Annotated in this window: 19 protein-coding genes and 1 tRNA gene; 13 read left to right on the top strand and 7 right to left on the bottom strand. The window is 48.2% G+C overall.

Annotated elements, in window-relative coordinates:
• Positions 1 to 30: 30 nt before the first annotated feature.
• A complete protein-coding gene (locus tag SE18_RS02730; RefSeq protein WP_054532887.1) occupies positions 31 to 6,567 on the bottom strand; it encodes a carboxypeptidase regulatory-like domain-containing protein in 6,537 nt (2,178 codons plus the stop codon).
• Between the two features lie 839 nt (positions 6,568 to 7,406).
• Between SE18_RS02730 and leuS the strand changes: the two genes are divergently transcribed.
• The 3 genes from leuS (at position 7,407) to SE18_RS02715 (ending at position 11,700) form a co-directional block, all read left to right on the top strand.
• Positions 7,407 to 9,851 carry a leucine--tRNA ligase gene (leuS, locus tag SE18_RS02725; RefSeq protein ID WP_054532886.1) on the top strand — a complete coding sequence of 815 codons (2,445 nt, stop codon included), beginning with the start codon at positions 7,407 to 7,409 and terminating at the stop codon, positions 9,849 to 9,851.
• A gap of 108 nt (positions 9,852 to 9,959) precedes the next feature.
• A complete protein-coding gene (locus tag SE18_RS02720; RefSeq protein WP_054532885.1) occupies positions 9,960 to 10,775 on the top strand; it encodes an STAS domain-containing protein in 816 nt (271 codons plus the stop codon).
• Between the two features lie 109 nt (positions 10,776 to 10,884).
• Positions 10,885 to 11,700 carry an STAS domain-containing protein gene (locus tag SE18_RS02715; protein ID WP_054532884.1) on the top strand — a complete coding sequence of 272 codons (816 nt, stop codon included), beginning with the start codon at positions 10,885 to 10,887 and terminating at the stop codon, positions 11,698 to 11,700.
• A gap of 2 nt (positions 11,701 to 11,702) precedes the next feature.
• Here SE18_RS02715 and SE18_RS02710 read toward each other — a convergent pair whose 3' ends face one another.
• From SE18_RS02710 to SE18_RS02695, 5 genes are all read right to left on the bottom strand, one after another.
• Positions 11,703 to 13,226 (bottom strand): PAS domain-containing protein, encoded by a 1,524-nt coding sequence (locus SE18_RS02710; RefSeq protein WP_054532883.1) that lies wholly within the window; start codon positions 13,224 to 13,226, stop codon positions 11,703 to 11,705.
• Between the two features lie 12 nt (positions 13,227 to 13,238).
• Complete coding sequence (locus SE18_RS27365; RefSeq protein WP_160319461.1) at positions 13,239 to 13,415, bottom strand: hypothetical protein; 177 nt, start codon at positions 13,413 to 13,415, stop codon at positions 13,239 to 13,241.
• A gap of 235 nt (positions 13,416 to 13,650) precedes the next feature.
• Positions 13,651 to 13,809, bottom strand: a complete 159-nt coding sequence (locus SE18_RS27360; RefSeq protein ID WP_160319460.1) for a hypothetical protein — start codon at positions 13,807 to 13,809, stop codon at positions 13,651 to 13,653.
• A gap of 11 nt (positions 13,810 to 13,820) precedes the next feature.
• The gene (locus tag SE18_RS02700) at positions 13,821 to 14,453 is read right to left on the bottom strand and encodes a hypothetical protein (protein ID WP_054532881.1); all 633 of its coding nucleotides are present in this window, start codon (positions 14,451 to 14,453) and stop codon (positions 13,821 to 13,823) included.
• Between the two features lie 74 nt (positions 14,454 to 14,527).
• Entirely contained in the window at positions 14,528 to 17,881 is a 3,354-nt protein-coding gene (locus SE18_RS02695; protein WP_152976535.1) for a hypothetical protein, read from the bottom strand.
• A gap of 886 nt (positions 17,882 to 18,767) precedes the next feature.
• Here SE18_RS02695 and SE18_RS02690 point away from each other — a divergent pair.
• The 10 genes from SE18_RS02690 to SE18_RS02645 all read left to right on the top strand — a co-directional run bounded on the left by SE18_RS02690 (position 18,768) and on the right by SE18_RS02645 (position 25,577).
• On the top strand, positions 18,768 to 19,670 hold the full coding sequence (locus tag SE18_RS02690; protein ID WP_054532879.1) for a poly(ethylene terephthalate) hydrolase family protein: 903 nt from the start codon (positions 18,768 to 18,770) through the stop codon (positions 19,668 to 19,670).
• Between the two features lie 139 nt (positions 19,671 to 19,809).
• On the top strand, positions 19,810 to 20,382 hold the full coding sequence (locus tag SE18_RS02685) for a hypothetical protein (protein WP_054532878.1): 573 nt from the start codon (positions 19,810 to 19,812) through the stop codon (positions 20,380 to 20,382).
• A 161-nt stretch (positions 20,383 to 20,543) separates the two neighbouring features.
• Positions 20,544 to 20,630 (top strand) — tRNA-Leu (locus SE18_RS02680).
• Positions 20,631 to 20,739: 109 nt separating this feature from the next.
• Positions 20,740 to 21,414 carry an adenylate kinase family protein gene (locus SE18_RS02675; protein WP_054532877.1) on the top strand — a complete coding sequence of 225 codons (675 nt, stop codon included), beginning with the start codon at positions 20,740 to 20,742 and terminating at the stop codon, positions 21,412 to 21,414.
• A 97-nt stretch (positions 21,415 to 21,511) separates the two neighbouring features.
• Positions 21,512 to 21,853: a thioredoxin gene (gene trxA, locus SE18_RS02670; protein ID WP_054532876.1), complete on the top strand. Its 342-nt coding sequence runs from the start codon at positions 21,512 to 21,514 to the stop codon at positions 21,851 to 21,853.
• A 128-nt stretch (positions 21,854 to 21,981) separates the two neighbouring features.
• Positions 21,982 to 22,491, top strand: a complete 510-nt coding sequence (locus tag SE18_RS02665; RefSeq protein ID WP_054532875.1) for a glycine/sarcosine/betaine reductase selenoprotein B family protein — start codon at positions 21,982 to 21,984, stop codon at positions 22,489 to 22,491.
• A gap of 18 nt (positions 22,492 to 22,509) precedes the next feature.
• Complete coding sequence (locus SE18_RS02660; RefSeq protein ID WP_054532874.1) at positions 22,510 to 22,818, top strand: hypothetical protein; 309 nt, start codon at positions 22,510 to 22,512, stop codon at positions 22,816 to 22,818.
• 83 nt (positions 22,819 to 22,901) lie between these two features.
• Entirely contained in the window at positions 22,902 to 24,395 is a 1,494-nt protein-coding gene (locus SE18_RS02655) for a sensor histidine kinase (RefSeq protein ID WP_054532873.1), read from the top strand.
• Entirely contained in the window at positions 24,392 to 24,808 is a 417-nt protein-coding gene (locus SE18_RS02650) for a response regulator (RefSeq protein WP_054532872.1), read from the top strand. Before SE18_RS02655 ends, SE18_RS02650 begins: the two co-directional genes overlap by 4 nt.
• 25 nt (positions 24,809 to 24,833) lie before the next feature.
• Positions 24,834 to 25,577 (top strand): hypothetical protein, encoded by a 744-nt coding sequence (locus SE18_RS02645; RefSeq protein ID WP_054532871.1) that lies wholly within the window; start codon positions 24,834 to 24,836, stop codon positions 25,575 to 25,577.
• On the opposite strand, the gene SE18_RS02640 is transcribed toward SE18_RS02645, so the two are convergent.
• Complete coding sequence (locus SE18_RS02640) at positions 25,578 to 26,405, bottom strand: alpha/beta fold hydrolase (protein ID WP_054532870.1); 828 nt, start codon at positions 26,403 to 26,405, stop codon at positions 25,578 to 25,580. It lies immediately after the preceding gene.
• Positions 26,406 to 26,449 lie beyond the last annotated feature (44 nt).

Raw genomic sequence — 26,449 nt, 5'->3', positions numbered from 1 at the left:
CCTGAGCAAGCCCAGGAGCCGCCAAGGATTTTAGTTCTTGTTCACCCAAGGCAAGTAGACCTTGCGGGTTGGGTCAACATTCTCAGTCACGTTGATCGTCACTGGAATTTGAACGTTTGGCTTGGTTGTGTCGTTCGATTGAACACACAGGTTGACCGTGTGGAGACCAGCGGCCAAGCCGTTGGTGTTGAATTCAAGTGCCACATTAGCTGAGCCATCGGCTGCAATCGTGCCGCTATTTGGCACTGCGCGAACCCATGAAGCTACGTCTGGCGTACATGAAGCGCTAGCACCACCCATATCGAGCGAAACATCGTCGATAAAGAAGTTGGTGTTACCACTTGCATCTACGAACGAGTCAAACAGCAATGTATGGCTGGTTGTATCGGCCAAGACTGCCGCAGTAATTGGCACTTCAATCAAGGTATAACCTGTGAAGTTTCCAGCTTGAGCATTGGTTACCGTATAGACAGTTGTACCATCGATCTTGACCTTGAGATAGTCACTGGCGGTACCACCGTCGTCAACGACATTTAACCAGAATGATAAGGTACCAGAAGCATTACCATTAGCGGTAAAGGTTTGTGACAAGGTACCAACTTCATCATCTGGGGATTGAGCTGGATCAAGCCCGCCGAACCAAGCGTACCATGTTCCGGTATGTGGAATATCGTTACTACCAGTTGAACAACTGGTTGTACACAACACAACGCCGAAGTTGGTTGAGCTTTGGCTCCAGAACTGATTGGTGTTGCCATTGCCAACAGCAACGGTTGTCTCGAAGCCACCATCCTGAATGACTTCTTCAGCAGGAGCGGTTTGCTGGCTAGCAGCAGGACGTTGGCTTGCCGTTACTGGGTTTCGGCTGAGCACACCTTCACCACGTGGGGCTGGGCGGCCATTTGCAGCCAATTCACCAATCGTCCAAGTCAATGGTGCAGCACCATTGTTTTCCAAGGTGAGGGTTTGGGTCGTGATGGTGTTGATGCCAACAGTTTCGCTGATTGGCGTGGTATCCACATCCAAACATGGCGCGTTCAAGCGCAGTTGGGCATTTTGGGTTACAGCACCACTTGCCGGAACCGTCACGGTGAAGGTTTGGGTCACATAGCCAGCTTTAGCAATGGTAACCGTGTAGGTTCCAGCAGCCAAGCTATAGCTATATGCGCCAGCAGCATTCGTTGTTAAGACGGTTGGGGTTGCAGTGTTGATCGTCACGGTTGCGCCACTTAATGGAGCAGGTGAGACATCACATGCAGCCAAGCCTTGAACCGTACCGCTGACCGTACCGAAGTTGGCAGGCGCAGTAACCGTCAAGGTAACTGGAATGGTTACTGCTGGTTGTGGGCTGTTGTGGGTCAAGATCAAGTTGCCAGTGTAGACCCCAGCTTGGGTCAGACCAGTGGTCGAGAAGACGACATTGACAACTTGGTTGCTTGGTGGCGTACCAGCCAAGCCAGTAATCGTGGTTGGCGATTCGCTCAACCATGAAATCCCATCACAGGTTGCCGAGACACACAAGGCCATTTCGTTGCGCACCCGTGGTTGGTTGAAGCTGTATTGAACAGCTTGCGCCGTGGTTGCGCCGCGAACACCAACGGTTGCGCTAGCACCATTGTTGAAGGCTGCATCGCCGTAATCGACATCCTTGTATTGGTAGACCATGCCACCTTGTTCTTTGATCACAACTTGGAACGTGCCGCTACCAACGTTTTCGTAGTGGGCGCGGTTATTCCATTGAACAATCAATGAACGATTTGGCGCAGTGCCAATAACTTTCCAGAAGACTCCGCCAGCGCCGTCATCAATATCATCCCAGAATGGAGCGATGAGATTGTTGACGCTACTCGTCAGTAACGAGCCATTGCTTGCTGCAACATCGCCAGTCGTCGCCCCAACCAAAATCCCACCATTATTGCCGACCCGCAGGTTGCGGCTACTGGTGTTGAAAATGGTAACGGTGAATGGGCTGGTGATATTGGCTGCGCCATCATCAGTCAAAGCCAAGTCAGTGCCATCGTTCGCTTCGATCCAGCTATAGGGAACTTCAGCAATGGTGTAGCCAGCTTGGCTAACGGCGCTGAGGCTTTGTTCGCTGATGGTTGCGTTGAGTGGCTGAGCACCCTTGCTGGTCACAACCAAGGTTTGGGTTACTGGAGCAGCACCCAAGACCAGTGAAGCGCTCAATGAACTTGGGCTAACCGTCACACAAGGCTTGTTCAAGCGCAAGGTGAAGTTTTGGGTCACATTGCCACCGTTAGCCACTGTTACACTTTGTGATTGGCCAAGGTGGTCAAGGGCACTAGCAGCAACCGTGTAGGTGCCACCTTCTGGCACGAACAAGCTATATTGACCAGCTGCGTTCGTGGTAGTAGTTGCGGTCAAGCCACTGGTGTAGGTAATGACGATCTTCGCGCCGCTTGCAGGAGCAGGCACAGTATCACAGACACCAGACGAAACAACCGTACCCGAGATTTGGGCTTGAGTTGCTGATGGATTGACGACCATCGTCACTGGAACATTGAAGGTTTGGCTAATCACTGATGAGTAGCTAAGGCTCAAGCTACCAGTGTAGGTACCTGGCTGAGTTACCGCCGATGGATACCAACCAATGGCAACATTGGTCGTATCACCACTAGCAATCACGCCAGTTACTGGTACTTCATTCAGCCAAGCTAAACCATCGCCACCAACAAGGGCTTGCAAGACACGCCCAAGCACAGTGCGCTCGATCGTTTCGCCAACAGCAGTTGTACCAAGGTTGACGAAGTCGGTTGCAAGGTAAACAGCTTTGTAGCCATTACGTTGGATGAAGCTACCGCCAACTGCGTTATTCACATAGCGGAAGATCACGGTTGATGAGCTACCTGGGGTGTAGTAGTCAGGGAAGCTATCGCCTGATGCTGTATTTACCCCAGCCATGAAACCAGCGCCAGTTAAGGCCCGGTTAGCAGAGCCTGGATCGTCGCCACCATAGGTTGAGTCAAGCATGGTCTTGTAGAACACGCCAGGGTTGGTGTAGTAACCAAGGTCGTTATCGGCGATAAACAGCTTGCCGCCAGCATTCAAGTATTCGGTCAGCTTGTTTTCGCTGGGGTTCGGGCTACTGCCAGTACCGCCAGTTGCACCGAAGTAGAGCACTGCATCGAAGGTTTGCAGGTTGGCCAAGCTACGGGCTTCGAAGGCAACATTATCGATTGATTCGAAGGTATAGCCAAGCGCGGTCAAAGCAGTCGTTGCAGCCGTGGCCGATGTGGCCGAAGAGCGTTGAACGACCAAGATTTTACCGGTCGAATTGCCAACGCGCTCGCGAATGGTGTAGGTAAATGGTTGGGTGTCATTGTTGGTCAATGTCAAACCAACCGTATCGGTGAATGGAGCATCACCAAAGTTAAAGGTGCGGCTCAAGCTGGCTGGGGTGTAGCCAAACGCTGGGGTAATTGCCAGATTTTGGGTTGCAGTAACCCCATTCGTAATCGTTAAGCTTTCGCTGTCAGCAGCAAAGCCAATTTTTGAAGCAGTCAGGGTATAGCTGCCTGGCTCCAAGCGAATTGCAAAGCTACCATCAGCTTTGGTTTTCACATATTGGTTGCTAATTGCCACGGTTGCATCAGCCACCGGAGCACCGTTAGCGCTGTTGGTCACAATCCCTGCGACCGCACCAGCGGCTAAGCTGAAGTCTTGGGTAGCGTTGGTTGCATCAGCTACCGTCACAGTTTGTGATTGGGTAACATACTTCGGAGCGCTAACCGTAACCGTAGTTGAGCCAACGTTTGCCACTGGAATGGTGTATTGACCAGCAGCGTTGGTGATGGTGCTATACCCGGGCACCGAAACGGTTGCCCCAGCAACAGCGTTACTTGGGGTAAAGGCATCACGCACCGTCCCACTGATTGAGCCATAGCTCAAAGTGAAGTTTTGGGTCGTGGTGACATTTTGGGTAATCGTTACGCTTGGTACAGCTTGGAAAGCACCTTGCAAGCTGGCAGTTACTGCATAGGTACCAACTGGTACAACCATGCTGTAGTTACCGCTGGCATTGGTCAAAGCGCTTGCGCCAGCGCTAGTCCGCACAGTTGCTCCAGCAACTGGGTTGTTGTTGCTTTGGGCAACGCGACCAGTCAAAGTGCCCGTTGGGCCAACTGAGCCGTTGTAAACATACAAGGCAAAGTCTTGGTCAGTGGTATCGGCATTGCCAGGAATTGCATCGCCAGCAATATTGCGGGCAATAACTTTCACTTGGATGGTGCCGGTGGTACCTGCTGGCAAGTACACGCCTTCAACGTTGTTTTTGTTATCGGCGGTGCCACCAGTAGTCGAAAGGGCGCCGTTGAAGACGTTACCTTTGTAGGTTTGGCCACCAGCGGTTACTTCAAGGTCAAGATCGTTGACATAGCTGTTACCAGTTGTGCTGCCAGCTGCGTCAGTCCAGGCCAAGGTAATCCGAACGGGCTTGGTTGATTCAGCAATTTGACCAACTTGGGTGAATTCTTCCCCAGTTGCGCCAAAGGTGCGGGTTTGGTCAACCAAAATCCGTTGGGTGCTATCCAAGGCTGGCGTCAAGTTCACATCGCCCCAACCTTGGGTATTTGATGGCAAGCTGCCACCGGTATTTGCGCCATTCAGGTAGCGGGTTGAAGCCAACATATAGGCTTTCAACATTGCTGGGCTTGGAGCAACCCCACCGCCGAAGCTGGTGCGATATTTGGTGTAGAGCAACGAAGCCGTGCCTGCAACCGCTGGGGTTGAGTGGCTGGTACCGCTCGACCAGGTGTAGAGGGTTTGGCCGTTTGGATAGTGGGTACCACTAGCTGGCCCACAAACGCCAGTTCCGTCAAAGCTACCGATTTGCGGAGCAGGTCCCATCACGTGCGTCCCAGGAGCCATAATGTCAGGCTTGATCCGGGCATCATCGGTTGGGCCGCGGCTTGAGAAGGTCGCTAAATCATCAGCATTATCAGCATCCGGAATGTTACAACCATCAAGCACGCCTTGATCGCGCACGTTTTCGGTTGCACCAACGGTGATAACGTTTTTGGCAGTCCCAGGCGCACCAATTGTGTTAGCGCCTGCGCCATCGTTACCAGCAGCAATAATGTGGGTCATTTGTTGGTTGCCAGCAGTCGTGCTGCTTGCATCGCGGGTGCCTTGGTCGAAGGCTTGCGACGAAACGCTATAAGCACCACCAGTGCTTGCACCCCAACTATTGGATGAGATTGCAGCGCCATGGCTATAAGCCATTTCGATAATCCCAAAGTAGTTGCTACCACCACCACAGTTGGTTAGGTTGAAGATCCCAGCGTTATTGAAGATTTTGGTGCTGGCCATCCGACCGAATGGCGAAATACCTAAGCCAACCCGATAGCCACCGGTAATCCCAGAGCTAGCGCCATCAACGTAGGGCGAGCCAGTCAGATTATTGTAGCCGCCAACAATCCCAATATTGAGATTCCCGTGGCCTGCTTGGCCGTTACCGGTTGAATCGTTGGTACAGTTACCAACGGCGGTAATCCGCGAAGCACCTGGCATGGTTCCATTGACATAGAAATCAGGATGGCCTGGCGAGGTCGTGCCGTTATCCAAACCATCATCGACAACATCGACAATTGGATATTGGTTAGGATCAGTTGGCACGCCTTGGCTTTGCAACCATTGAAGGTAGCCTGGGCCACTTGGCACAGTTTTGCCACCAGTGGTGGTTACGTTGCCAGCCAGAATTTGGCCTTGGCGTTCGTCAAATTTTTGGGGAGCTTGCCACGACTCAACGTTGTAGACATTGGCGCGGCGCGCAATTGGCCCCAATGCGTCTTCGCTCACTTGCACCGAAATCGTGGTGAAGTTGAGCACTTGCCATGGTGTTGCATAAACTTGAGCGCTGGCTTTCAGCACTTCGTTCACATCTCGCTCAACCGTGGCACTGTTGTAGAACTGAATCGTGACATCGACCAGGCCCTTTGCGTCGGGATTGCTGGCTTTTTGGCGCAATTCAGGTGCCAAGCGATATTCTGGGTGATAGGCACCAGCCCATTGAATCGCTACATTGCTCTTGCTAAGCGAATCGAGTTTGGCCAAGGTTTGGCCGTTTGCCCAAATGAGGTAGGCGTTATTGGGCATGTAGATGACACGTTCGGCCCCGGCTTTGGTAATTTCATCCAACCACGCATCCTTGAGCGGCCCCGCAAATTGCACCAACCACAGTTGTGGGTCGGCAGTTGGGCTTTGGCTCAAGCTTGATTGCACCGTGGGAACGTTCTTTAAAGGATTAAAGCTAATCCCGCGCAAGCCAATCGTATCGAGATCGGCGGCTTGGGCACCAGCTAATTGGTTTAGGCTGTTGACGTTACTATCAGCAACTTGCCAAACTGAAAAAGAACCATAATCGGCAATTAACGTGCCATTTGTGCGGACAAATTTATTAGCTGGGCTGTTGGGTTCAACGAGGAACTTGGTCGTCGCAGTCGGAGCACGCAATACTTCTGCACGGGCTGGTTGCGCCGCACCTTGAAGTCCCAATGAGAGCGTCATTGCAATGAGGGCTGCTTGCCGAATGAAGGGGAATTTGGCCATGCCATCCTCCACACACAAGTGTGTATGTAATACCAGTCAATTTCCAAGCGGTACGATGGTGAGCAAGTGGCTAAAATATCAAAATACGAATACTACGCTGCATCCCTCCTTTCATCAAAAGGGGATTGTCGCAAATTGGTGAGAGTTATAGCTTAAAGAAGCCCGTTCACTGGTTATGAGCGTATGGTAACGCTTCAGTTTGAGGCGCTATGGGGCAACAATCGCTTAAATTCGTATCCCGTTGGGGATGGGACTATTGTACTAGCAAGCATTTCTTTATGCAAATTTAACCTAACTGCTGATTCTAATCAGGAGAACCTTTACTTTGCTTAGCTTAAATGGCTTTCAAACGCTTGTTTGTAGCGATCTTAGGCCAATGAGTTTCAAAAGCGAGGTATGTAGTTAGTTATGATCACAGGTACCCAGCTAATCTTGGTTAGAACTAGTTCCTTTGTCACGTTCAGGCCTTTCGTTCTGATCAAGCAACGATTAGGCAAATAGCTCCATCCAAAGATTGATGGATGCTGATCAAGCCGTGGTATAATCGCGATTAATTGATAGTAATTGGTTGGCGGGAGTATTAAGCGCGTTTTTACAGAGAGTAGCTGGTTGGTGCAAAGCTACAGCAAGCGCCCAACTCGCCCGTTTATTGCCCCACCAGGGAACAGCCTCGGCTACGTAGTTGGTGGCGGGTGCGCCCGTTATTGCGCCTACAAGTGATGTGCTTCGGCTCATAAGCAGGGTGGTACCACGGGGTTTTGCTCCGTCCCTCGCATGGGTTCGGGGTTTTTTGTTTTAGATTTTTGCCAATTCAGATATGTTTAACTAAGGAGTTATGTATGGCCACTCGTTATGACAGTAGCGTCACCGAGCCAAAATGGCGCGAACGTTGGGAACGTGATGGAATTTATCGCTTTGAGCCAGATAGTGATAAACCAAAACATTATGCAGTTACCATGCTGCCCTATCCATCAGGCAACTTGCACATCGGCCACTGGTATGCCATGTCGCCCAGCGATGTGCATGCCCGCTATATGCGCATGCAGGGCTACAATGTCTTTTTCCCAATGGGCTTCGATGCCTTTGGCTTGCCCGCCGAAAACGCCGCCATCAAAAACAACTTAGATCCACGCAAATGGACTTATTCGAACATCGAATATATGCGTGGTCAATTGCAATCGATGGGAATGATGGTCGATTGGAATCAACAAATTATCAGCGCCGACCCTGAATATTATCGCTGGAACCAGTGGTTTTTTATTCAGTTTTTCAAACGTGGCTTGGCCTATAAAAAATTCTCAGCTGTCGATTGGTGTCCCAAGTGTAATACAACCTTGGCCCGCGAACAGGTTATTGGCGACGAACGCCGCTGCGAACGCTGCGATAGCTTAGTTACCAAGCGCGATTTGGATCAATGGTATTTCAAAATCACCTCCTACGCCGATGAATTGCTGGATTTCTCGGGCTTGGATTGGCCAGAACGCATTACGTCGATGCAACGTAATTGGATCGGGCGCTCGGAAGGTGCCGAAATCACCTTTAAATCTGAAGCTGGCGACCCAATCACGGTCTTTTCGACCCGACCCGATACCTTGTGGGGCGCAACCTTTATGGTCTTGGCTCCCGAACATCCATTAGTTGCCAAATTGACCAGCGCCGAGCAAAAAGCCAGCGTCGATGCCTATGTCGCCGAAGCAATTCGCAAAACCGAGGTTGAGCGCCAATCGACCGGCGACGAAAAACCCAAAACAGGAGTTTGGATCGGCGCTTATGCGATCAATCCAGCTAGCCAAGAGCGCGTGCCAATTTGGATTGCCGACTATGTGCTGATGACCTATGGCACTGGTGCGATCATGGCCGTGCCTGGCCACGACGAACGCGATTTTGCCTTTGCCACAACCTTTGGCTTGCCAATCAAGCGCGTGGTTATCCAAGCAGAACAAACTGCGGAAACACCCTTGGAAGCAGCAGAAGCAGCCTATGGCACGGTGGTTAATTCTGGCCAGATCGACGGCTTAAGCTCCGCCGATGCCAAAGAAGCAGTGATTAAGTGGTTGGAAGCTGAAAAATTGGGCAAGCGCGCAATTAACTATCGCTTGCGCGATTGGCTGGTGAGCCGCCAACGCTATTGGGGCACGCCGATCCCAATGATCTATTGCCCAACATGTGGTACTGTACCCGTGCCAGAAGATCAATTACCATTGCTGTTGCCTGATCAAGTCGATTTCAAGCCAACTGGCGAATCGCCCTTGAAATTGCACCCAACCTGGCGCTTTACCACCTGCCCCAATTGTGGCGGCGAAGCTGAGCGCGATACCGACACCATGGATACTTTTGTCGATTCATCGTGGTATCAAGCCCGCTACTTAAGCCCCCACGATGCCAACGCGCCATTTACCAAAGCCATCGCCGACAAATGGTTGCCAGTTGATCAATACACTGGTGGGCGCGAGCATGCAGTGATGCACTTGTTGTACACCCGCTTCTGGTGGAAGGCCATGCGCGATATGGGCTTGGTCAGCGCCAACGAACCAATGACCCGCTTGATCAACCAAGGGGTGATTTTGGGCGAAGATAGTAATAAAATGTCCAAATCACGTGGCAACGTGATTGACCCTGATATGTTGGTAGCCCAATATGGAGCCGACACAGTGCGCACCTTCTTGATGTTCATCGGCCCGTGGGAGCAAGGCGGCCCTTGGAACAATCGCGGGATCGAAGGTTGTGTACGTTTCTTGGATCGCGCGTGGCGCGTCGTAACCGATACGCCACAACGCCACGATGCAGCGGGCAATCCCAGCACGTTGGAACGCCAAACCCATCGAATCATTAAAAAGGTTGGCGACGATATTCAACGCTTTGCCTTCAACACCGCAATTGCTGGCTTGATGGAATTCGTCAACGAATTGATGAAAGCCCGCGAAACCGATGTTTATGGCAGCGAACAATGGCGCAAAGCCAGCGAGGCCTTAACCTTGTTGTTAGCGCCAATCGCGCCGCATATTGCCGAAGAATTGTGGGAATTCTTGGGCCATAGCGAAAGCGTGCATGTGCAAGCGTGGCCAAGCTACGACGAAGCCTTATTAATCGACGAATCAATTGAATTGCCAGTGCAAATCAATGGTAAAGTTCGCGGTAAAATACAGGTAGCCGCCAGCGCCGATGAAGCAACAATGATTGCAGCCGCGTTGGCCGATGAAAAAATTGCACCGTTGGTCGAAGGCAAGACCATCGTCAAGCAAATTGTTGTGCCAAATCGCTTGGTCAACATCGTCATCAAATAAGTGTTTGGAGTTGCAACGGAAGGGTCGTAGAGAAACCCTTCCGTTGGCCAAACCAGAAGCGAGATACCTTGGCAATCGGGAAACCTTGCCAGCATTCAAGGAGCCTGCATGACCAACTATTATCAAATGTTCAAGCAGCACGAAGAAGTCATTGTCGATCGCGTTATCAACGCCTTACAAAGCCAAATTCCCACCTACGGTTCAATGCCCAGAGATGATGTGCGTAAACGGGTAATAGCTGGGCTTGATCCATATGCCCGCGATCTCGATAACGACAAACCGCAGGCTTTCCCTGATTATTGGCGTCAAACCAGTTATGTACGTGCCCAACAAGGCATTCCTATTGGCGCGTTCTTAGAGGTATTGCTTGTTTCTACCGATATTATGATTAAAAGCTTGCGCGAAGCCTACAGCGATAGCCCCGACGATCAAATTAATGTGATTGAAAAAGGTCATCAAATTACCACCGCCGCAATCGCCGCAGTCTACGAGGGCTTTCAGCAGCACAAAGATGAAATTATTTCATCGCAAACTTATGCGCTCGCCGAAGTTTCATCGCCAATTGTACCTGTCTATGAGGGCGTGTTAGTCTTACCGTTAATTGGCTCCATCGATTCAATGCGCGCAGGCCAAATTATGGAATCGCTGCTTGAATCGATTAATACTTATAGCGCCGATGTGGTAATTTTAGATATTACCGGCGTACCAGTTATCGACACCGGGGTTGCCAATTATCTCTTACAAGCAGCCCGTGCCGCCCGCTTGCTTGGCTCAACCGTTGTTTTGGTGGGCATCGGGGCCGAAATTGCCCAAACAATCGTTCAATTGGGCATCGATTTAACTGGCATTATCACCCGCGCCAACTTACAATCGGGCATTGAATATGCCTTAGATTTACAAGGCTTGGCTATTCGCCCACGCTAATCACGCCCAAACGCTGTTAAATCAGCATAGTTAGAGACTCGGCAGATCGCAGTAGGTTGGTCTCTTGTATCGCAATCCATAAACCTAACTTTTAGGAGGGCTCGCAACTGTGGCAGATTTAGCAGCTTTTTATACCAAACACTTCGATGAAATTATCGACGCCACGATCGGGGTAATTCAAGCCAATGTAGTTGAATATAGCAAAATGCCGCGCGAGGAACTTAAAAAACGCACAGTTGCCTCAATGGATGCATTAATTCAAGATTTGCGTGATCCAGAGAAGCATGCCTATCAACAACATATGCGCGACATTAGCTACGATCGCTTTCGCCAAAATATTCCCTTGAATAGCGTGCAACAAGTGTTGCGTAGCGCCAACCAAGCCACTGCTAGCGTGTTGCGAAACTACTATGCAGATGATCCGGTCTTCTTGCTCGAAATGCTCGATCGCTTACATGAACTTACCGCCGAAGGCATGATGGGCATGTTCAACGGCTATGAAGATGCCCAAGTCGAAATTATCTCCAACCAAGAATCAGCCTTAGCCGAAGTTTCATCACCAATTGTGCCTGTTTATGGCGGCATTTTGGTGCTGCCCTTGATTGGATCGGTCGATTCGCGTCGCGCAGGCCAAATTATGGAAGCCTTGCTCGAAGCAATCAATACCTATAGCGCCGATGTGGTCATTTTGGATATTACTGGTGTGCCCGTTATCGACACTGGGGTTGCCAACTATCTCTTGCAAGCCGCCCGCGCTGCCCGCTTGCTTGGCTCAACCGTTGTCTTGGTGGGCATCGGGGCCGAAATTGCTCAAACAATCGTTCAATTGGGCATCGATCTAACAGGCATCGTAACCCGCGCCAACTTGCAAGCAGGGGTTGAATATGCGCTCGAATTGCAGGGCTTGGCAATTCGCCCGCGCTAATCTCAACATATAGGGGCCACATCAGCGAATTTTTGGTGCTTGATGTGGCTCTTGTTTGCAATAATTTGACCAATTGCTGCTTGCAAGGTTGCTGCTGTCGCTACAGTGTTCAACTCAGCTCCCATCCTTACCAATGCTTGCGCAACATCTGGCCGAACCCCAATCAATGTTGTTTGTGCTCCCAGCAAGTAGGCTGCACCCAAAATCCGTTGCATGCCAATTGCGCCCTGATCATCAATCGACTGAACCCCAGTTAAATCAATTAATAAGCGTTGCACCGCTTGCTGATTGAGCGTTTCCATCAAGACCCGCTGGCATTCAGCAATTCGCTGCTGATCGAGCACGCCAATCAACGGCATGACCAACACACCAGGTAAAACCGGAATCGTTGGAAACGAAAGTGCTTGTACTGCCTGCGCCAATTGATTGCGCTCTGCTTGTTCTTGCTCAAGTTGCGCTACTGTCGTACTCAGCCGCCACCGTTCCTGCTCAAGCAACGCCGTGCGCCGTTCCAATTCAGTAATATCGCGAATGAACAACATCGTGCCTTGAATTTGCCCAACATTATCCAACACTGGCGAAACAGTATTTTCAAGCAAGCGCAATGGCTCGCCTAAAGCCAGCGTTTGAGTGAAAGGCTGAAATGGATCGTGTGCTAATGCATGCTGCAATGCTGCGATATCATCAGTAGCAACCCCAATTGTGGCTAAATTGTGCTGAAGTGGTTGTTGATTCTGCAAACCAAGCTGTTGAGCAGCATAATTGAGATACACCAACATGCCTTCGCGATCAACCACAAGCATAGCCTCGCTCATTGTTTGTAGCGCCTGTTGCACCGCCACTTGTTTAGTTTGAAATAAACTCCCACGCAGCACAATATAGGTTAGGCTTACAACTAAGGGTACCGTTTGCAAAATACTTGCAAGCTGCCCGCTTGAATCCAACTTAATAATTCCCAAGACCGAGTTGGTAAGCACTGCAAATAGAATTGCGAACATGAGCCAGCTAATCGAGCGCCGCGTTGCTGGATTGCGCCAAAATGCCGTTGCCAACAAACCAAGCTGAACCAACCAACCAAGGCTGAATAACCCCAACATTAAGCCAGCCGCCGAACCAGCAATTGGCCGATAAATCCCTTTAGATAGCTCAATCCCCGCCGTAAACCAGCCAAATTGGCCAATCAGATCAAGCCCTACTATGCCAATTGCCCCACCATAAACCAGACTGATCAAACGAATTGGGCGCTTGCCTTCCCACCATTCAGGCATAAATAGCGCCGCAAACAGCAACAGCATTAATAAACACAAGCTGCCCAAGCTCATCAACGCAACACAAACCAGCTTATAAGAGATGATTGGATCAGTGGTTAAGTTACGGGCCAACGCCGTGCTATTGATCACCACCAAGCACAAGGTTAAGCAAAAGAAGATTCGGGCAGGCCGATACTGGCTTGCCCGAGCCAGAATAAACGTCCCTAAAGCAGTTTCAAGCACCACAAAGACCAAATTAATCCAATAAGCAAGCATCTAAACAGTATCCTAGGTTGATTGGCTAACCATGTTATGATAGCTGATCACCAAGAGCTTGCCCAGACTTGCCAACCCATAGCTATGCTCAATTTGGCCAATTGTAATCGTTTGATCATCCAGCATGTGACTGGTAGCACTGCTTGGTTCAACCAACGAGCCTATTTGCGCTTCTGCAACTTGCGCCATGGCTTAGCTCGATAGCATGCATACCACGCAAACATAGCCGAAAGCAGCGTTACCACAGCCCAACCAACTTGATCAGCATCACTAACGTCGACCTGCATAAATCCAAACATAAATCCATTTATCAGGATCAAAAGCCCCGCGAGAATTCCTAAACTTGTTGGCATATACTTCTGTTGCCAAATTAATGGATTTATCAGCAACAAACCAATTGGAAACCAGATGAATGATGCAAAATTCACTTGATGCCAAGGATCATCAACCCACCAACCAACGATATTTTCAGCTGTAAAATCAAGAGATAGATTGCTAATGAATATAGCCCAATATTAATAAGATAAAGATATTTTTGGACATGAACCTGTTGCCAACGGCGTGCTTTTCTAACTTGATACATAACAACTTCTCCTATTTACAAGAATCCTGATATTGCTCTTCTCGAAGCCTAATTGCCTCTTTAGCTTCAACATCGTTGATCATGCCACACCAATCCACTATTGCCTGATGGATTTCGCTAATATCTCCTTTTTGGAGCATAGATTCAGGTATTTCTTCAGTAAAATTTGTAAGATCATCGTACAATTGCTGAATTCGAGCACGACTTGCAACACTAACAGATCCTTCTTTTTCAATAATACTGCTAATATGACTTATTTCAACTGAATAATAATCAAATAATTGCACAAATCCAATCACATTGCCTGAACCTAAACTTAAATTCCACCATGGTTTAATAGGCCAATTTAGAGAAGCATTATAATTATAGATAAATTGTGAAGATGCTTCACAATGAAGTTGTGCATTAGAAAGATATTCTAAAACCTCTGTTTGAGCATTACGATCACTAGCTCTTAAAACCCAGGTAAGTTTATCAGCACAAAAATACCAACTAAACCATAATGATTGGCCTGTCGTCGCAATTTGCCCACGCTGGCGTGCTTCAATAACCTCTAAATTATGATTGATTGTATAACTATAAAAACTAAGCACCAAACAGCTAATCAGCGAGGCCGCCAGCAACCACCGTTGAAATGTGTTCATAGTCATTCCTTTGCTACTAGTAGGAATTAGCTTACCTTATAGGGGTAATCTAATTCCTACGCTATTCAAACTACCTAATTATTACAAGGACCACTCTTATAATCGACCAAAAAGCTTCTATTATATAAATTAACATTCAATTCTTTTCTGGAAACATTATCATAAAGTGGAATATCCCAATATATTTTCACCAACATATCTCGATTACTATTTTGTTTCTTACATGCAATGGTAGCAGAAACCATAAAATAATCTCGTTGTTTAACGAGTACAGATTGCTGAAATGGTACACGTAAGACTTTTATTTTTGTATTAGGATTATCATCCCAGTCATTTAATATCATACTATTTGATAAGGAAGGTTTATTTCCCATATCTGGTGTACTTTCTGGGAACAATTGTGATACATCACCAACAGTAATCGGGATTGAAAATAGTTTTGAAACCATATCAACCGATTTGATCAAATCGCCAATAAATTGATCAAACCAGAGTTGATTACCTTTAAATCGAGTAGCATCGCCCCCAAAGGTTGCATCACTCAAATAATCACCTTGGGCATCATTGCCCGTTAAATTGTTACCTGAGGACACAATTTTAACAGTCACGGGATCATCTCTAGAGCCTAAAGTAACGCCAGCATTATCAGCATCATAGATATCACATGAATCTGCTGGCCACGATTGTCCAGGTGTTACATAACCATTAGAGATTGATCCCAATACTTCCAGTTGACTTCCAAATTTGCCGCTATTTTGACCAATATTTCCATCTGGAACTGAAACTACGACACCAAAATCAAGCCGTTGTAATAATGTGCAATCTTTACCAATCGTGGTGCGCTTCCATGTCCACTTCTTTTCGTCAGGGTCACCTAATGCTTCAAAAGTAGATTGAGGTTCAAGAAGCTTGCCAAACCAGTAATCGTCAGCATAATTAGCACTAATAAGCGCTGGCAGCTCGAATATTGGGCTTAACAATGCACTCAGTGAATCATCTAAGCCTAGATCAATTAATGTAGCCTCTCGTGTTCCATGGCGTTGGAGATATAACGAGAGATTTTGATCAACGATTGAAGGATTGGCTTGAGGCCCAAATGGTTGTTGACGTAGAGCAAAATAAAGGGCTTCAAAGGTTCCAGTGGTGTCTTGAAGATCAGCCACAATATCACCAGGTGTTCCTAGACTAGAGTGATACAAATCACCAGTCAAGGCAAATGGATAAGTCTTATTGCTATAATGCACGTGACCTGCCACTTCCATATACTCATCATAAATAACTAAGGAATTTATTGTCATTGTCGTTGGGGTAGTAATTCCGGCTAATTCAGCAAGTGGTACATTCAAATATGTCACGCCAGGAACATTGATTGGGCCGGTAATGCTTGCTCGTGGATTGAGCAAGGCAACCTTATCAATCCGCACGATTGGGGCAGAAACCCAACCAGGGGCGATAAAGCGAATTTTAATCGTTTGATTTTGGAATTGCTGAATTGGCAATTGTGCGATCTTCCAGCCATCGTTAAGCGAATGATACAGTTGATACTGATCGATTCTGCTAATGGTTGTAAAATTAGCCCCTGAAAGTACTTCAACTGCCAAATGATGTTGCGCATTCCCATGATCTTTATTGCCAACTTGATAGACAAAACGCAAGAATTGACTATCGCTGGCGAGTTCAAAACTAGAACTCGTAACATACTGACCAGCGCGTGAGATTTCGATAAAAGCATGATCAGGAGCATCTTGGGCTGCTTGTTTTGCCCGCGTTTCGCCAGCAATTAACTGAAGATTATCCAGCCAAGAAGTCGAATAGCCATGACCTTGATGCTTAAATTGGAGCTTAATCGTTTGGCCTTGAAATTGAGCCAAGCCTAAGTGGGCTTCGTGCCAACCATTATTTGGGTCGTTGCCATAACCATAGACTAAGCCTGCATCAATCGGCGTAACGATTTCAAAGCCGTCGCCACTTAACACATAAACCTCAATCACCGAACGCCACCACGCATCAGGGTGTTGAGTTTTATAGTTAAATTGGAGAGCTTCAGTATCGGATAGCACAGTCCAGGCATCGCTGGTAAAACGCGCGTTACTGCCAGCAAATCGCACAACTTGGCGATTCGAATCACGGGTTTCAAGCATAATTGGCGTATGCTCGCTGCTCGACCAGCCAGCTAGAACGTGGCCTACTTGAAGATTATCTAACCGCAAATAGGCAGTATTATGGGCTTCTAAGGTGAATTGAAGCTTAATTGTTTGGTCTTGGAAGCGCTGCAAATCAAGCGCTACAGTTTGCCAGCCTTGATCGGTTGAACCAAGCAAAGAATCGGCTGGAAGCGCATGGACAATTTCAAAGGTATTGCCGCTCAAGATGCTGATTGCAACTCGCTGGCGTGCAGCAGGATTGTCGCTAAAGCCCGCTTGATAATCGAAGCGCACCTGTTGAGCAGTCAGCGGAACAGTAAAATCTAGCGAGGTTAGCTGCGTTGCATGGCCATACAGATATCCATAATTACCTTGGGTTGGATTGTGATCAATGCTAAGAAATTGATGATTCTGCACTTGCCAAGCAGGTACATCTTGAACAAGTTTGAACGCTTTAATCTGGCTGATTGGGCGCCCATACGCATCATTAATAAACTGGAGCTTGATGGTTTTCCCACGATAGCCAACCAAATCAATTCGACCTTGTTGCCAGCCTGCTTGGCTCGAACTTACAAAGGTATGACCTTGAGGAAATTCAAGAATTTCAAAGTTTTCGCCGCTCAATAGCGTTACCAGTAGCCGACGAGTATTATTAACATCATCAACATCGCCGACCATATATTCAAAATGAATACTGGTTGCTGCAGATGGCACGCCAAAATCAACACTACTTGCCCTCGTTTGCAGGCCTTCAAGATTGATCAGCGGCTGTTGTAGTTCAGATAGCACGAGTTGATCTTGTTCAAAATCAGGGTTTTCAATCACATCAAAGGCGATAAAATCTTGTTCAAAATCAACGTTTAATGGGGTTCCTGATGGGAGTGCTGCTGTATTAGTTCGCACAAAACTTGCATTTGAAATATCCCAACCAGGTACGGATCTATTAAATGTGAAACGATCAATCGCCGTAACTTGAGGATCGTGTGGCCACCAATCGTTGATAATTTTGATTTTAATCGTTTGACCACGAAATGCCTGAACATCCAGCACTGCTTCGTGCCAACCATCAGTTAATCGGCCTTGCAGCGTCCACTGATCAATATTAGTGACAGTTGCAAATGTTGTACCACTTAGAATCTCAACAAAAAGCGGTGCGGTACGATCGCTTTGCCAACGCCCAGTTCGGTAACGAAATGTCAGGCTTTGAACTTGCTGATTTAGATTGATGGGGGCAGAAATAAGACTAGCGCTGGCCCCGGTAATCACCGCATACGCGCCGATCAAATGATCATTATGAATGGCAAATTCGCCAATAGTCGATAGCTCCCAATCAGGGATTTCTTGGACTAAGCGCAGATTGCGTACTTGGGCCGATGGCTGATCAATCCACCACCAATCATTAATAAAGCGGATCTTAATCGTTTGGCCCCGAAATGCTTGAATATTTAATCGGCCTGTTTGCCAGCCAAGCCGATATTGGCCCTTAATCCGCCAATTGCTAATATTGGTCACCGTCGCAAAGTTTGCCCCACTCAATACTTCTACATACAGTGGGGTCATGCTATCAGCTGTTTTGCGCCCAACGATGTATTCAAACATCAGCATTTGGCTAGCATCCGGCACAACCAATGCTTCAGTTGTAAAGGCTTGATTGGCATTTTCAAGGCTGAACGATTCAGGACTAAGCGTTGCCAAAATTTCCCGATTGCGAGCAAACTCGCAGTTCAACGGGTAGTTTGTAGGTGGTAAAGCCTGGTTGGTATGCTTGACTGAGGCATTTTGTGGCTGATTAGGTGCCGGCTCCAAATCAGGCAAATCAACGCTTGCAGCAGGCTCAGGGCATGGATCGGTTTCCAAATCAAGGGTTGAATGTTCGGCATCAAGCAGAATATCGTTTAATGTGGCATGCTGGGCGACGGGCTGAACAGTGGACGCGGTTGATTGAACAGCTTTTGAAGGGACGATACCAATCATCATACTACTTACAATCAACATACTCATAACACGGCGTATTGGAATCATCGCAGCCTTCCTTGTGATGTAGAAACTGACAATCGTAGCGCTACAACCAACCCTAGATACACAAACCTCTAATTTTTGGCATGCAAGACGCACCAATTTGCTAAATTGGCTAAAATGAGCGTAATTTGGCTCGGATGAGGTTGCACATATGGCAGGCAAGAAAAAACTACTTTGGGGATTTTTAGGCAGTTTTATCGTATTAACTTTGCTCTGTATCATCGGGCTGAAATTCACCGCTGGTAAACGCAGCACTTATGCCTTTGATCCTGCGTATCCATTGGAATTTAATTATTCGCAGCATGGAAGCTTAGCAATTAACCACAATCAAGTCAATCTGAACGATCAGCAAAAAGCAATTATATATTATCCAACTGATTTAGTGCGTGCATATCCAGTAATTATTTGGGGCAATGGGACGATTGCTTCGCCAGAAAAATATGCTGGTTTATTTGAACATCTGGCAAGTTGGGGATTTATTGTGATTGATAGTTATAGTGAAAATACTGGCGATGGGGCGGCGATTATTCAAACTCTCGATTATTTAATTGCTGCCAATGCAGACCCAACTAATGCTTTATTTCAAAAAATTCAGCTTGATCAGATCGGAGCTGTTGGTACATCGCAAGGCGCGACTGGAATAATCAATGCCTCCAATCGCTATCCACAAGGCCAGATGATCAAAACTTTGATCACCAATGCGCTACCGCAACAGCGCTGGACAGATGAAGCACACACCTATGATCCAAGTTTAATCGCCGTTCCGTGGCTCATTCTAAGTGGAACCCGCGATCTGATTGTCTCGCCGGCTGCTGCCAACCAAGCCAGTTTAGAACAATCAAGCGCGCATAAGCGCTTTTTGGCAATCTCAGTTGGCGCTGGGCATACAGAAATCGAAGATGATGGTGGCAGTTATCGCGGCTACTTAACTGCGTGGCTACTGGGTTTTCTGGCTGATGATCAGCAGGCATTGAACATATTTGAGCCAACTCATGGCGAAATTTGGGCTAATCCACATTGGACACATGTAGTGAGATATTCAGTCGCTAAATAAATCAATATTGGCCTTACGACAACCAATCAAAGAGTTAGCAAGCAAAAAGGCTGCTTTTCGCTTGACACAGAACGCATGTTCTACTATACTCACAGCCAGCATATTTGTTCTCAAATGGTTGACTCACAGGAGGTTCGCTATGGCCATTACAAGTCGCGATCTACGTTCAGCGGAGGTTGTGCGCCGCACGAGACCTACCACCGTCATTACCCTTCCGCAAACGCGGCAACGCTACGCAAGTCGCTCGGTGTCGTTTGGTGTGCATAACAAATTTGCCTATGCTATCACCATTATCTTAGCGTTGATTTTGGCCAATGCGATGTTCAGCCCCATTGTCTCGTGGTTCAAAGTTAAATACGACGATGTAAAATATGGCCGCCCGCGCACAATGCAAACCACCGCCTTCGTTGGCCACGACGAAACCAATGGTTTGCCGTCGCACTTTGTCGCAATGAATATGGAACGCCGGATCGTCATTGTCGAAATGCCTGGTGGCGACCCAGCCAAGGCTCGCACCATTGTTGGCCCATACCTGTTTGGGGCCGGCGAAGACTTAACTCCTGTTAGTCTGCGCTTTGCTGATGTCAATGCTGACCAACGTTTGGATATGTTGGTGAGCGTCAAGCAAGAAGAAATGGTGTATATCAACGATGCAAGCAGCAACCAATTTCGCATGATTACCAGCGAAGAGCTTGCCAAACTACAACAATAATTTTTGAGTATTTCAGGGCAACCGAGAGTCAACAGCAAATATGTGAGTATCTACAGCACTTCAGAGTCGCAACTGCGGCTCTGAAGTTTTTTAGCCCCAACTTGCACAATCGTTGAAGATTTGCTATACTTGATAACGTTGCTTTAGCAGCAAATCCCTTAGCCGATGTGGCGGAATTGGCAGACGCGCTACGTTCAGGGCGTAGTTCTCGCAAGGGAGTGTGGGTTCGACTCCCACCCTCGGCACCAAAAAACAATCGCGAATATTCGCGGTTGTTTTGTTTTAAACACGCTACATCAGCACCAAACGGCTGTGATAAGATAGGGTATAGTATTTGTTTAATGCCGAGGTATAGGGATGAAACCACTTAACCTCATTCTTTTTGGCCCCCCAGGTGCGGGGAAATCGACTCAAGCAGCCTATTTAGATAAATTAGCAGCGATTGACTCCATCTCGACTGGTCAACGGTTGCGCCAAACTGTCGAAACTGGCTCGGAGCTGGGCCAAGAAGTTGCCCAGGTGATGGCCGCTGGCCGCTTGGTCGACGATACATTGATGAACAAGCTCTTGAACGAATGGCTGCTAACTATTCCCAGCGACGTTGGCGTGTTGCTCGATGGTTATCCGCGCACGCTCAGCCAAGCCCAAAGCCTTGATCAATTGATGCAAGCAATCAACCGCCCGCTTGAAGTAGTCATTGCGCTCACGCTCTCCGATGAAGAGGCAATTCGGCGCTTGAGTGGCCGCCGCATCTGCCGCATCAAAGGCCAGCCCGACCAAATTTTGCATATCAGTGATCAAGCAGCCATAGATCAATGTCGTGCTAGCGGCGGCCAATTGATCGAGCGCGATGATGATCGACCAGATACCATCAAACGCCGTTTAGCTGAATACAATGCCAAAACTGAGCCATTGCTCCAATACTACGGCGAACGCGATTTGTTGATTTTGATCGATGCTGATGGCACTCCCAATGAGGTTTCTAGTGCAATTGAGCAAGCCTTACAACAACGTTTTAGCGCTGCCGAGTAGCACCTAAACATTAATATAACGCTTATTAGCTTTTATCAAAAACGTGCTACACTACATGCAGGTGCAGCAATGCACAAGCTATCAAGGAGGACTTTCAATGGCCAAGCCATTAGCAGTTAGCGATGCCGAATTTGAATCAGCAGTGATTAATTCCGATATTCCGGTTTTGGTTGATTTCTGGGCACCATGGTGTGGACCTTGCCGCTCAATCGCCCCTGTGCTCGAAGAATTGGCCGATGAATACCAAGGCAAATTGTTAATTGCCAAGGTAAACACCGATGAAGATAGTGGCAATGCCATGAAATTCGGGGTTCAAGGGATTCCTACCTTGATCTTCTTCCAAGGTGGTCAAGAGGTCGATCGGATTGTTGGCGCAGGTCCCAAGAAGATCTACCAAGAACGGATCGAAGCGATTCTTAACCCAGCAACCGAAGCCTAATTTAGGCTTGCTCGTAAGCACAAACAGCACCAATCGTTGTGATTGGTGCTGTTTTTTATTGCCCAACAATTTTTGCCATGCTACACTGCCAATAGCACAATTGCACATTTGATGCTTGGAGTTTGGCAATGCGGCGAGCATTCAATCAACTTGGGGCTTGGTTCTATCGAGTAATGCCTGGGCTTGGCCAGCGTTGGGCCAAACGCTTTCAGGTTCAAACGGTTGAAGCTCATATTCCATGGGCTGCGGTGCGTGGAACGCTGGCTCAACAACGAATTAGTTTAATCACAACTGGCGGCGTTCATCTGCGCAGCGATTCAGCTTTTGATATGCACGATCCCCATGGCGACCCCAGCTTTCGCTTGATTCCAGCCAGCGCGAAGCCCAATGATTTGATGATTACCCACGATTATTATGATCATCGTGATGCTGATCAGGATGTTAATATCGTTCTACCAATCAGCCATTTTCAACAGCTCGCAGCCCAGGGCACAATTCAGCACCTCGGGCCATGCTATAGCTTTATGGGCCATATTACCGACGAGCATATCGACACCTTAATCAAGCAAACCGCGCCTACAGTTGCCCGCAATTTACGCGCTGCTGGAATTACAGCAGCAGTGCTGACTCCTGCCTGAGGGATTTGCAACCAGTCCGTGGGACTGATCGCGCGGGTCTTGGAAGCAGCTGGCATTAGTACGGTCAGCTTTTTTCTGCTGGCTGAGATCGCCCAACAACTTGGTGTACCCCGTGGCGTGAGCGTCAAGTTTCCCTTTGGCCATGTGTTAGGCGAGCCGCACAACGTCGTTCAGCAACAACTGTTAATTAAGCATGGCTTGGATCTCTTGATGCAGGCCCGCCAAGCAGGCACATTCGTGCAATTGCCATATCGGTGGAAACGTGAAGATTGGGCTGGTTTGGCCCAAACGCAACAGGTTGATTTAGCGCAATCAGACGCACAATAATTGCAAAATCATGGTATGATTTTGAGCCATAATCAAGCATTCGCAACCCAATCGAATTAATGCAACTGAACGGTGGCCCCACGATGGAAGAACGCGATCAAATTGATGCCAGCCTTCAGGAAAATCTCCTATCGTTTCGGCTCGATACACTCACGATTTTGATTTATTTGTGCTTGGGCTTTGGGGTATTTTGGTTTGCCATGTTGCTAACCCAAGTTACTGGCAACCCAAGTAATTATGCCCTTAGCGGCCCGCCATGGGCCTTGTTTGCAATTGGCACAGGCGTAGCATTTTTAGGCTTGCGCTACAACAACATTCGCCTAGCTCGTGGCGCATTCTTCTTCTCGATTGTGGGCACACCAACCATTAGTTTGTTTTTGCTGCCTGGCACAACCGAATTTATGGCCTACTCGCTGGTGCTCGCAGTCATTGTGGCTGGGATTTTGTATTCACCACGGGCACCATTTACTGTGGTTGTCTTGGTTGTCATTATCTTTCTCTCAGTTGGCTTTGCTTCGGCCACCAATTTCACCAATCATTATGGCTCGATTACCCAATTTATTACCACCTTTACACCACCAATCGTAATCTTAGTTTTGGCAGCCCTCACCAGTTGGCTTGCCACCCGCGACTTAGTGGCAACCGTCGAATGGGCCATGGAAAGCCATCGTTTGGCCGAGCGCCGCGCCGAACGGTTGCGGGTCAGCGAGGCGCGGGTAGCCCGCACACTCTTGGAGCTTGAAGGCGCGTATGAGATGCAATCGCGCTTGAATAGCCAGTTGCAAGTGCTGAACAAAGAGCTAGAAGTCGCGCGGACTGTTGCCGACGAAGCTAATACCTTGAAAACCCGCTTCTTGGCCAATATGTCGCACGAATTGCGCACGCCACTTAACGCAATCATCAACTTTACCCAGTTTTTGGGCAAACCACGCTATGGTGAGCTAACGGCGCGCCAAATTGAGCTGCAAGAACGGGTCTTGGTCAATAGCGAGCATCTGCTTGGCCTAATCAACGACATCTTAGATCTCTCGAAAATTGAAGCAGGACGGATGGAATTGCAGCTCGAATTGCTTGATTTACAGCCAATTTTCAATGGGGTGATGGCCACCGCGGTTGGATTGACCAAAAGCAAAGGGCTGAACCTCGAAGCAGATGTTGAAGAAGAAATTCCGCCAGTCCGCGGCGATAAAGTGCGGGTACGCCAGATTTTGCTTAATTTGCTCTCCAACGCTGCCAAATTTACCGATAGCGGGGGCATTACGCTACGCGCCTTCGAAAGCGATGGCATGGTGCAAATTTCGGTGATTGATACAGGCGCAGGGATTCCCGCTCACGAGTTGCCCTTGGTTTTTGAGGAATTTCACCAAGTTGAGCAAGCTGCCTCGGCACAGCGCCAGCAAGGCACTGGCTTGGGCTTGCCAATTAGTCGGCACTTGGTAGAATTACAAGGCGGCACAATGTGGGCTGAAAGCCAATTTGGCAGCGGTTCGAGCTTTAGCTTTACCCTGCCGATTGCCGAAAATCTTACGCCCGAAGTTGTGATTTTTGACCCACAGACGAAACAGACAGCGCTATGATAGACCCAACCTTTGCCCATGTGCTGGTCGTTGAAGATCGTGACGATACCTTTTTTGTCGTGCAAGATCTGTTGATTGCTGAAGTTGGCGTGCGTTCGTGTGTACGTTGCCGCGATGGCCGATCGTTAATTACGATGCTTGATGCACCAACATCAGGCTTGTTCGACTTAATTTTGTATGATATTAAACGGCCTTTACGCGCAGCATTTGCCCAGTTGCCAATATTAAGAGTCCATCCAAAACTCATTGGCACGCGAATTATCGCCTTAACCGCCAATATTATGATCGATGATGTAGAACGAACGCGGAATGCTGGTTTCGATGGTTTTATTGGCATTCCCATTAATCAAGATCGTTTTCCCAACCAAATTTGGCGCATTCTCCATGATGAATGGGTTTGGGAACCACGCTAGCCAACCCAATAACCAGGAGCGCTTTATGCAAACAATTTGGATGCTCGCAGCAGGCGATTTGCTTACCTTTTCATTAACTACCGCTGCTTTATGGTGGATCACCAGCATGATCGGCTTGATGGATGAGGAAAGTGGCTATTTGGCAGGGCTTGGCGCACTGATGATAACCATTGGCGGTGCATTATCGTCGCTGAATCGCTTCAGCAAATTAAGCTCTGGGCAAAGTCTGTTTGGGTGGTCGATCGATCTCTTTCAATTTTTAACCCCAGGTTTTGTGTGTTTGGCCTATGCACTTTGGCATGGCCAACAAGCCTTGCAGCTACGGCGCTCGGCCCAAATTTGGCTTGCGCCAATCCTCACGATTGGTGGCATTCAGGGTTTTACGGCGTTGATGCTTGGCCGCCAAGCAGGCCCAAGCAAATTCATTTTGCTGCTTAGTTTCACCAGCATTGCTACATTTATTGTGATTGGCTTATGCATTCGTCAAGCCCGCTGGCAACGCTTGCGCACGGTCATTCTGTTCTCAACTGCCTATCTGACGATGATTAGCAGCATGAACATTATTGCGCATAGTTTCAGCACTCCATCTGACCTCATGGTTTCAATGGTTTTGACCACGAATATGCTAGCTTCACTCTTTTTTGCTGGGGCGGGCTGGATTTTGTATCAAACTACTAAGCGGCGGCAACACCTGCACCGCACAATCGCCATGCTCGACGATACATTGGCCCAACCTTTATTAAATGGTCGGGCTGGGCCAATTCATTAATTACAAGTGATTGCGATCGATAAATTCGTCAATAATCCGATTAAATTCTTGGGGCTTTTCGAGGCTGACCATATGCGCCACATCGGGGAAGGCCACATATTGGGCATTGGTCACATGCTCGGCCATATATTTCGCTGCTTCAACACAATCTGCTTCATCAAGTAGGCCAATAAAAATCAACAATGGCACTTGAATTTCTGCCAAACGGCCAATTGCTGGCGGATCTAATGGTTGGGCAGCGGCTTCAACTGGCTGATTGATATAATTCTCGTAGGTCATTGAGCGCACAACTTCATAGACAGCATTGTCGGCGCGTCCTGCTGGCTGATTTGGCCCATCGGCCCAAAAGCGGGCTTCTAATTCGGCTAATAAAGCCCAATCTTTGGCTTCTTGGGCGGCTTGCATTTTGCCAATTGGCTCCACCAAATCGGGGGGAATTTCTTCTGAGCCAAAGCCACCCAGGCCTGAGCCAAGCACCACTAAGCCCTTGACCCGATCAGGAAAGCTCAAGGTTGAATCAATCGCGATACTGCCACCGCGTGAATTTCCAATCAAAATCGCCCGATCAACCTTGCAATGATCGAGCACAGCCAACAAATCTTGGCGATTGGAAAAACTGACGGCTTCGGTTTTGGAGCGGCCAAAGCCACGGGTATCATAGCGAATAACCCGATATTTCGGCGAAAAATGGGCAACTTGGGCATCCCACATACGCGAATCGGCCACCCCAGCGTGGATAAAAACCAACGGCAAGCCACTGCCCACCGCTTCATAATACAATTCACCACCATCAACAGCAACATAGCCTGTTTCAAGCGTCTGACTCATCAAGAGTCCTCCCCATACAATGAATAAGTAGGTTTAGTATAGCC

It is taken from the genome of Herpetosiphon geysericola (genome assembly GCF_001306135.1).
Lineage (GTDB): Bacteria > Chloroflexota > Chloroflexia > Chloroflexales > Herpetosiphonaceae > Herpetosiphon > Herpetosiphon geysericola.
This window is presented reverse-complemented; position numbering and strand designations above follow the sequence as displayed.

What these genes read in the sequence shown, in the direction of transcription:
- SE18_RS02730 (WP_054532887.1), bottom strand. Translation starts at nt 6,567, where the DNA reads ATGGCCAAATTCCCCTTCATTCGGCAAGCAGCCCTCATTGCAATGACG.
- leuS (WP_054532886.1), top strand. Translation starts at nt 7,407, where the DNA reads ATGGCCACTCGTTATGACAGTAGCGTCACCGAGCCAAAATGGCGCGAA.
- SE18_RS02720 (WP_054532885.1), top strand. Translation starts at nt 9,960, where the DNA reads ATGACCAACTATTATCAAATGTTCAAGCAGCACGAAGAAGTCATTGTC.
- SE18_RS02710 (WP_054532883.1), bottom strand. Translation starts at nt 13,226, where the DNA reads ATGCTTGCTTATTGGATTAATTTGGTCTTTGTGGTGCTTGAAACTGCT.
- SE18_RS27365 (WP_160319461.1), bottom strand. Translation starts at nt 13,415, where the DNA reads ATGGCGCAAGTTGCAGAAGCGCAAATAGGCTCGTTGGTTGAACCAAGC.
- SE18_RS27360 (WP_160319460.1), bottom strand. Translation starts at nt 13,809, where the DNA reads ATGTATCAAGTTAGAAAAGCACGCCGTTGGCAACAGGTTCATGTCCAA.
- SE18_RS02700 (WP_054532881.1), bottom strand. Translation starts at nt 14,453, where the DNA reads ATGAACACATTTCAACGGTGGTTGCTGGCGGCCTCGCTGATTAGCTGT.
- SE18_RS02690 (WP_054532879.1), top strand. Translation starts at nt 18,768, where the DNA reads ATGGCAGGCAAGAAAAAACTACTTTGGGGATTTTTAGGCAGTTTTATC.
- SE18_RS02685 (WP_054532878.1), top strand. Translation starts at nt 19,810, where the DNA reads ATGGCCATTACAAGTCGCGATCTACGTTCAGCGGAGGTTGTGCGCCGC.
- SE18_RS02675 (WP_054532877.1), top strand. Translation starts at nt 20,740, where the DNA reads ATGAAACCACTTAACCTCATTCTTTTTGGCCCCCCAGGTGCGGGGAAA.
- trxA (WP_054532876.1), top strand. Translation starts at nt 21,512, where the DNA reads ATGGCCAAGCCATTAGCAGTTAGCGATGCCGAATTTGAATCAGCAGTG.
- SE18_RS02665 (WP_054532875.1), top strand. Translation starts at nt 21,982, where the DNA reads ATGCGGCGAGCATTCAATCAACTTGGGGCTTGGTTCTATCGAGTAATG.
- SE18_RS02655 (WP_054532873.1), top strand. Translation starts at nt 22,902, where the DNA reads ATGGAAGAACGCGATCAAATTGATGCCAGCCTTCAGGAAAATCTCCTA.
- SE18_RS02650 (WP_054532872.1), top strand. Translation starts at nt 24,392, where the DNA reads ATGATAGACCCAACCTTTGCCCATGTGCTGGTCGTTGAAGATCGTGAC.
- SE18_RS02645 (WP_054532871.1), top strand. Translation starts at nt 24,834, where the DNA reads ATGCAAACAATTTGGATGCTCGCAGCAGGCGATTTGCTTACCTTTTCA.
- SE18_RS02640 (WP_054532870.1), bottom strand. Translation starts at nt 26,405, where the DNA reads ATGAGTCAGACGCTTGAAACAGGCTATGTTGCTGTTGATGGTGGTGAA.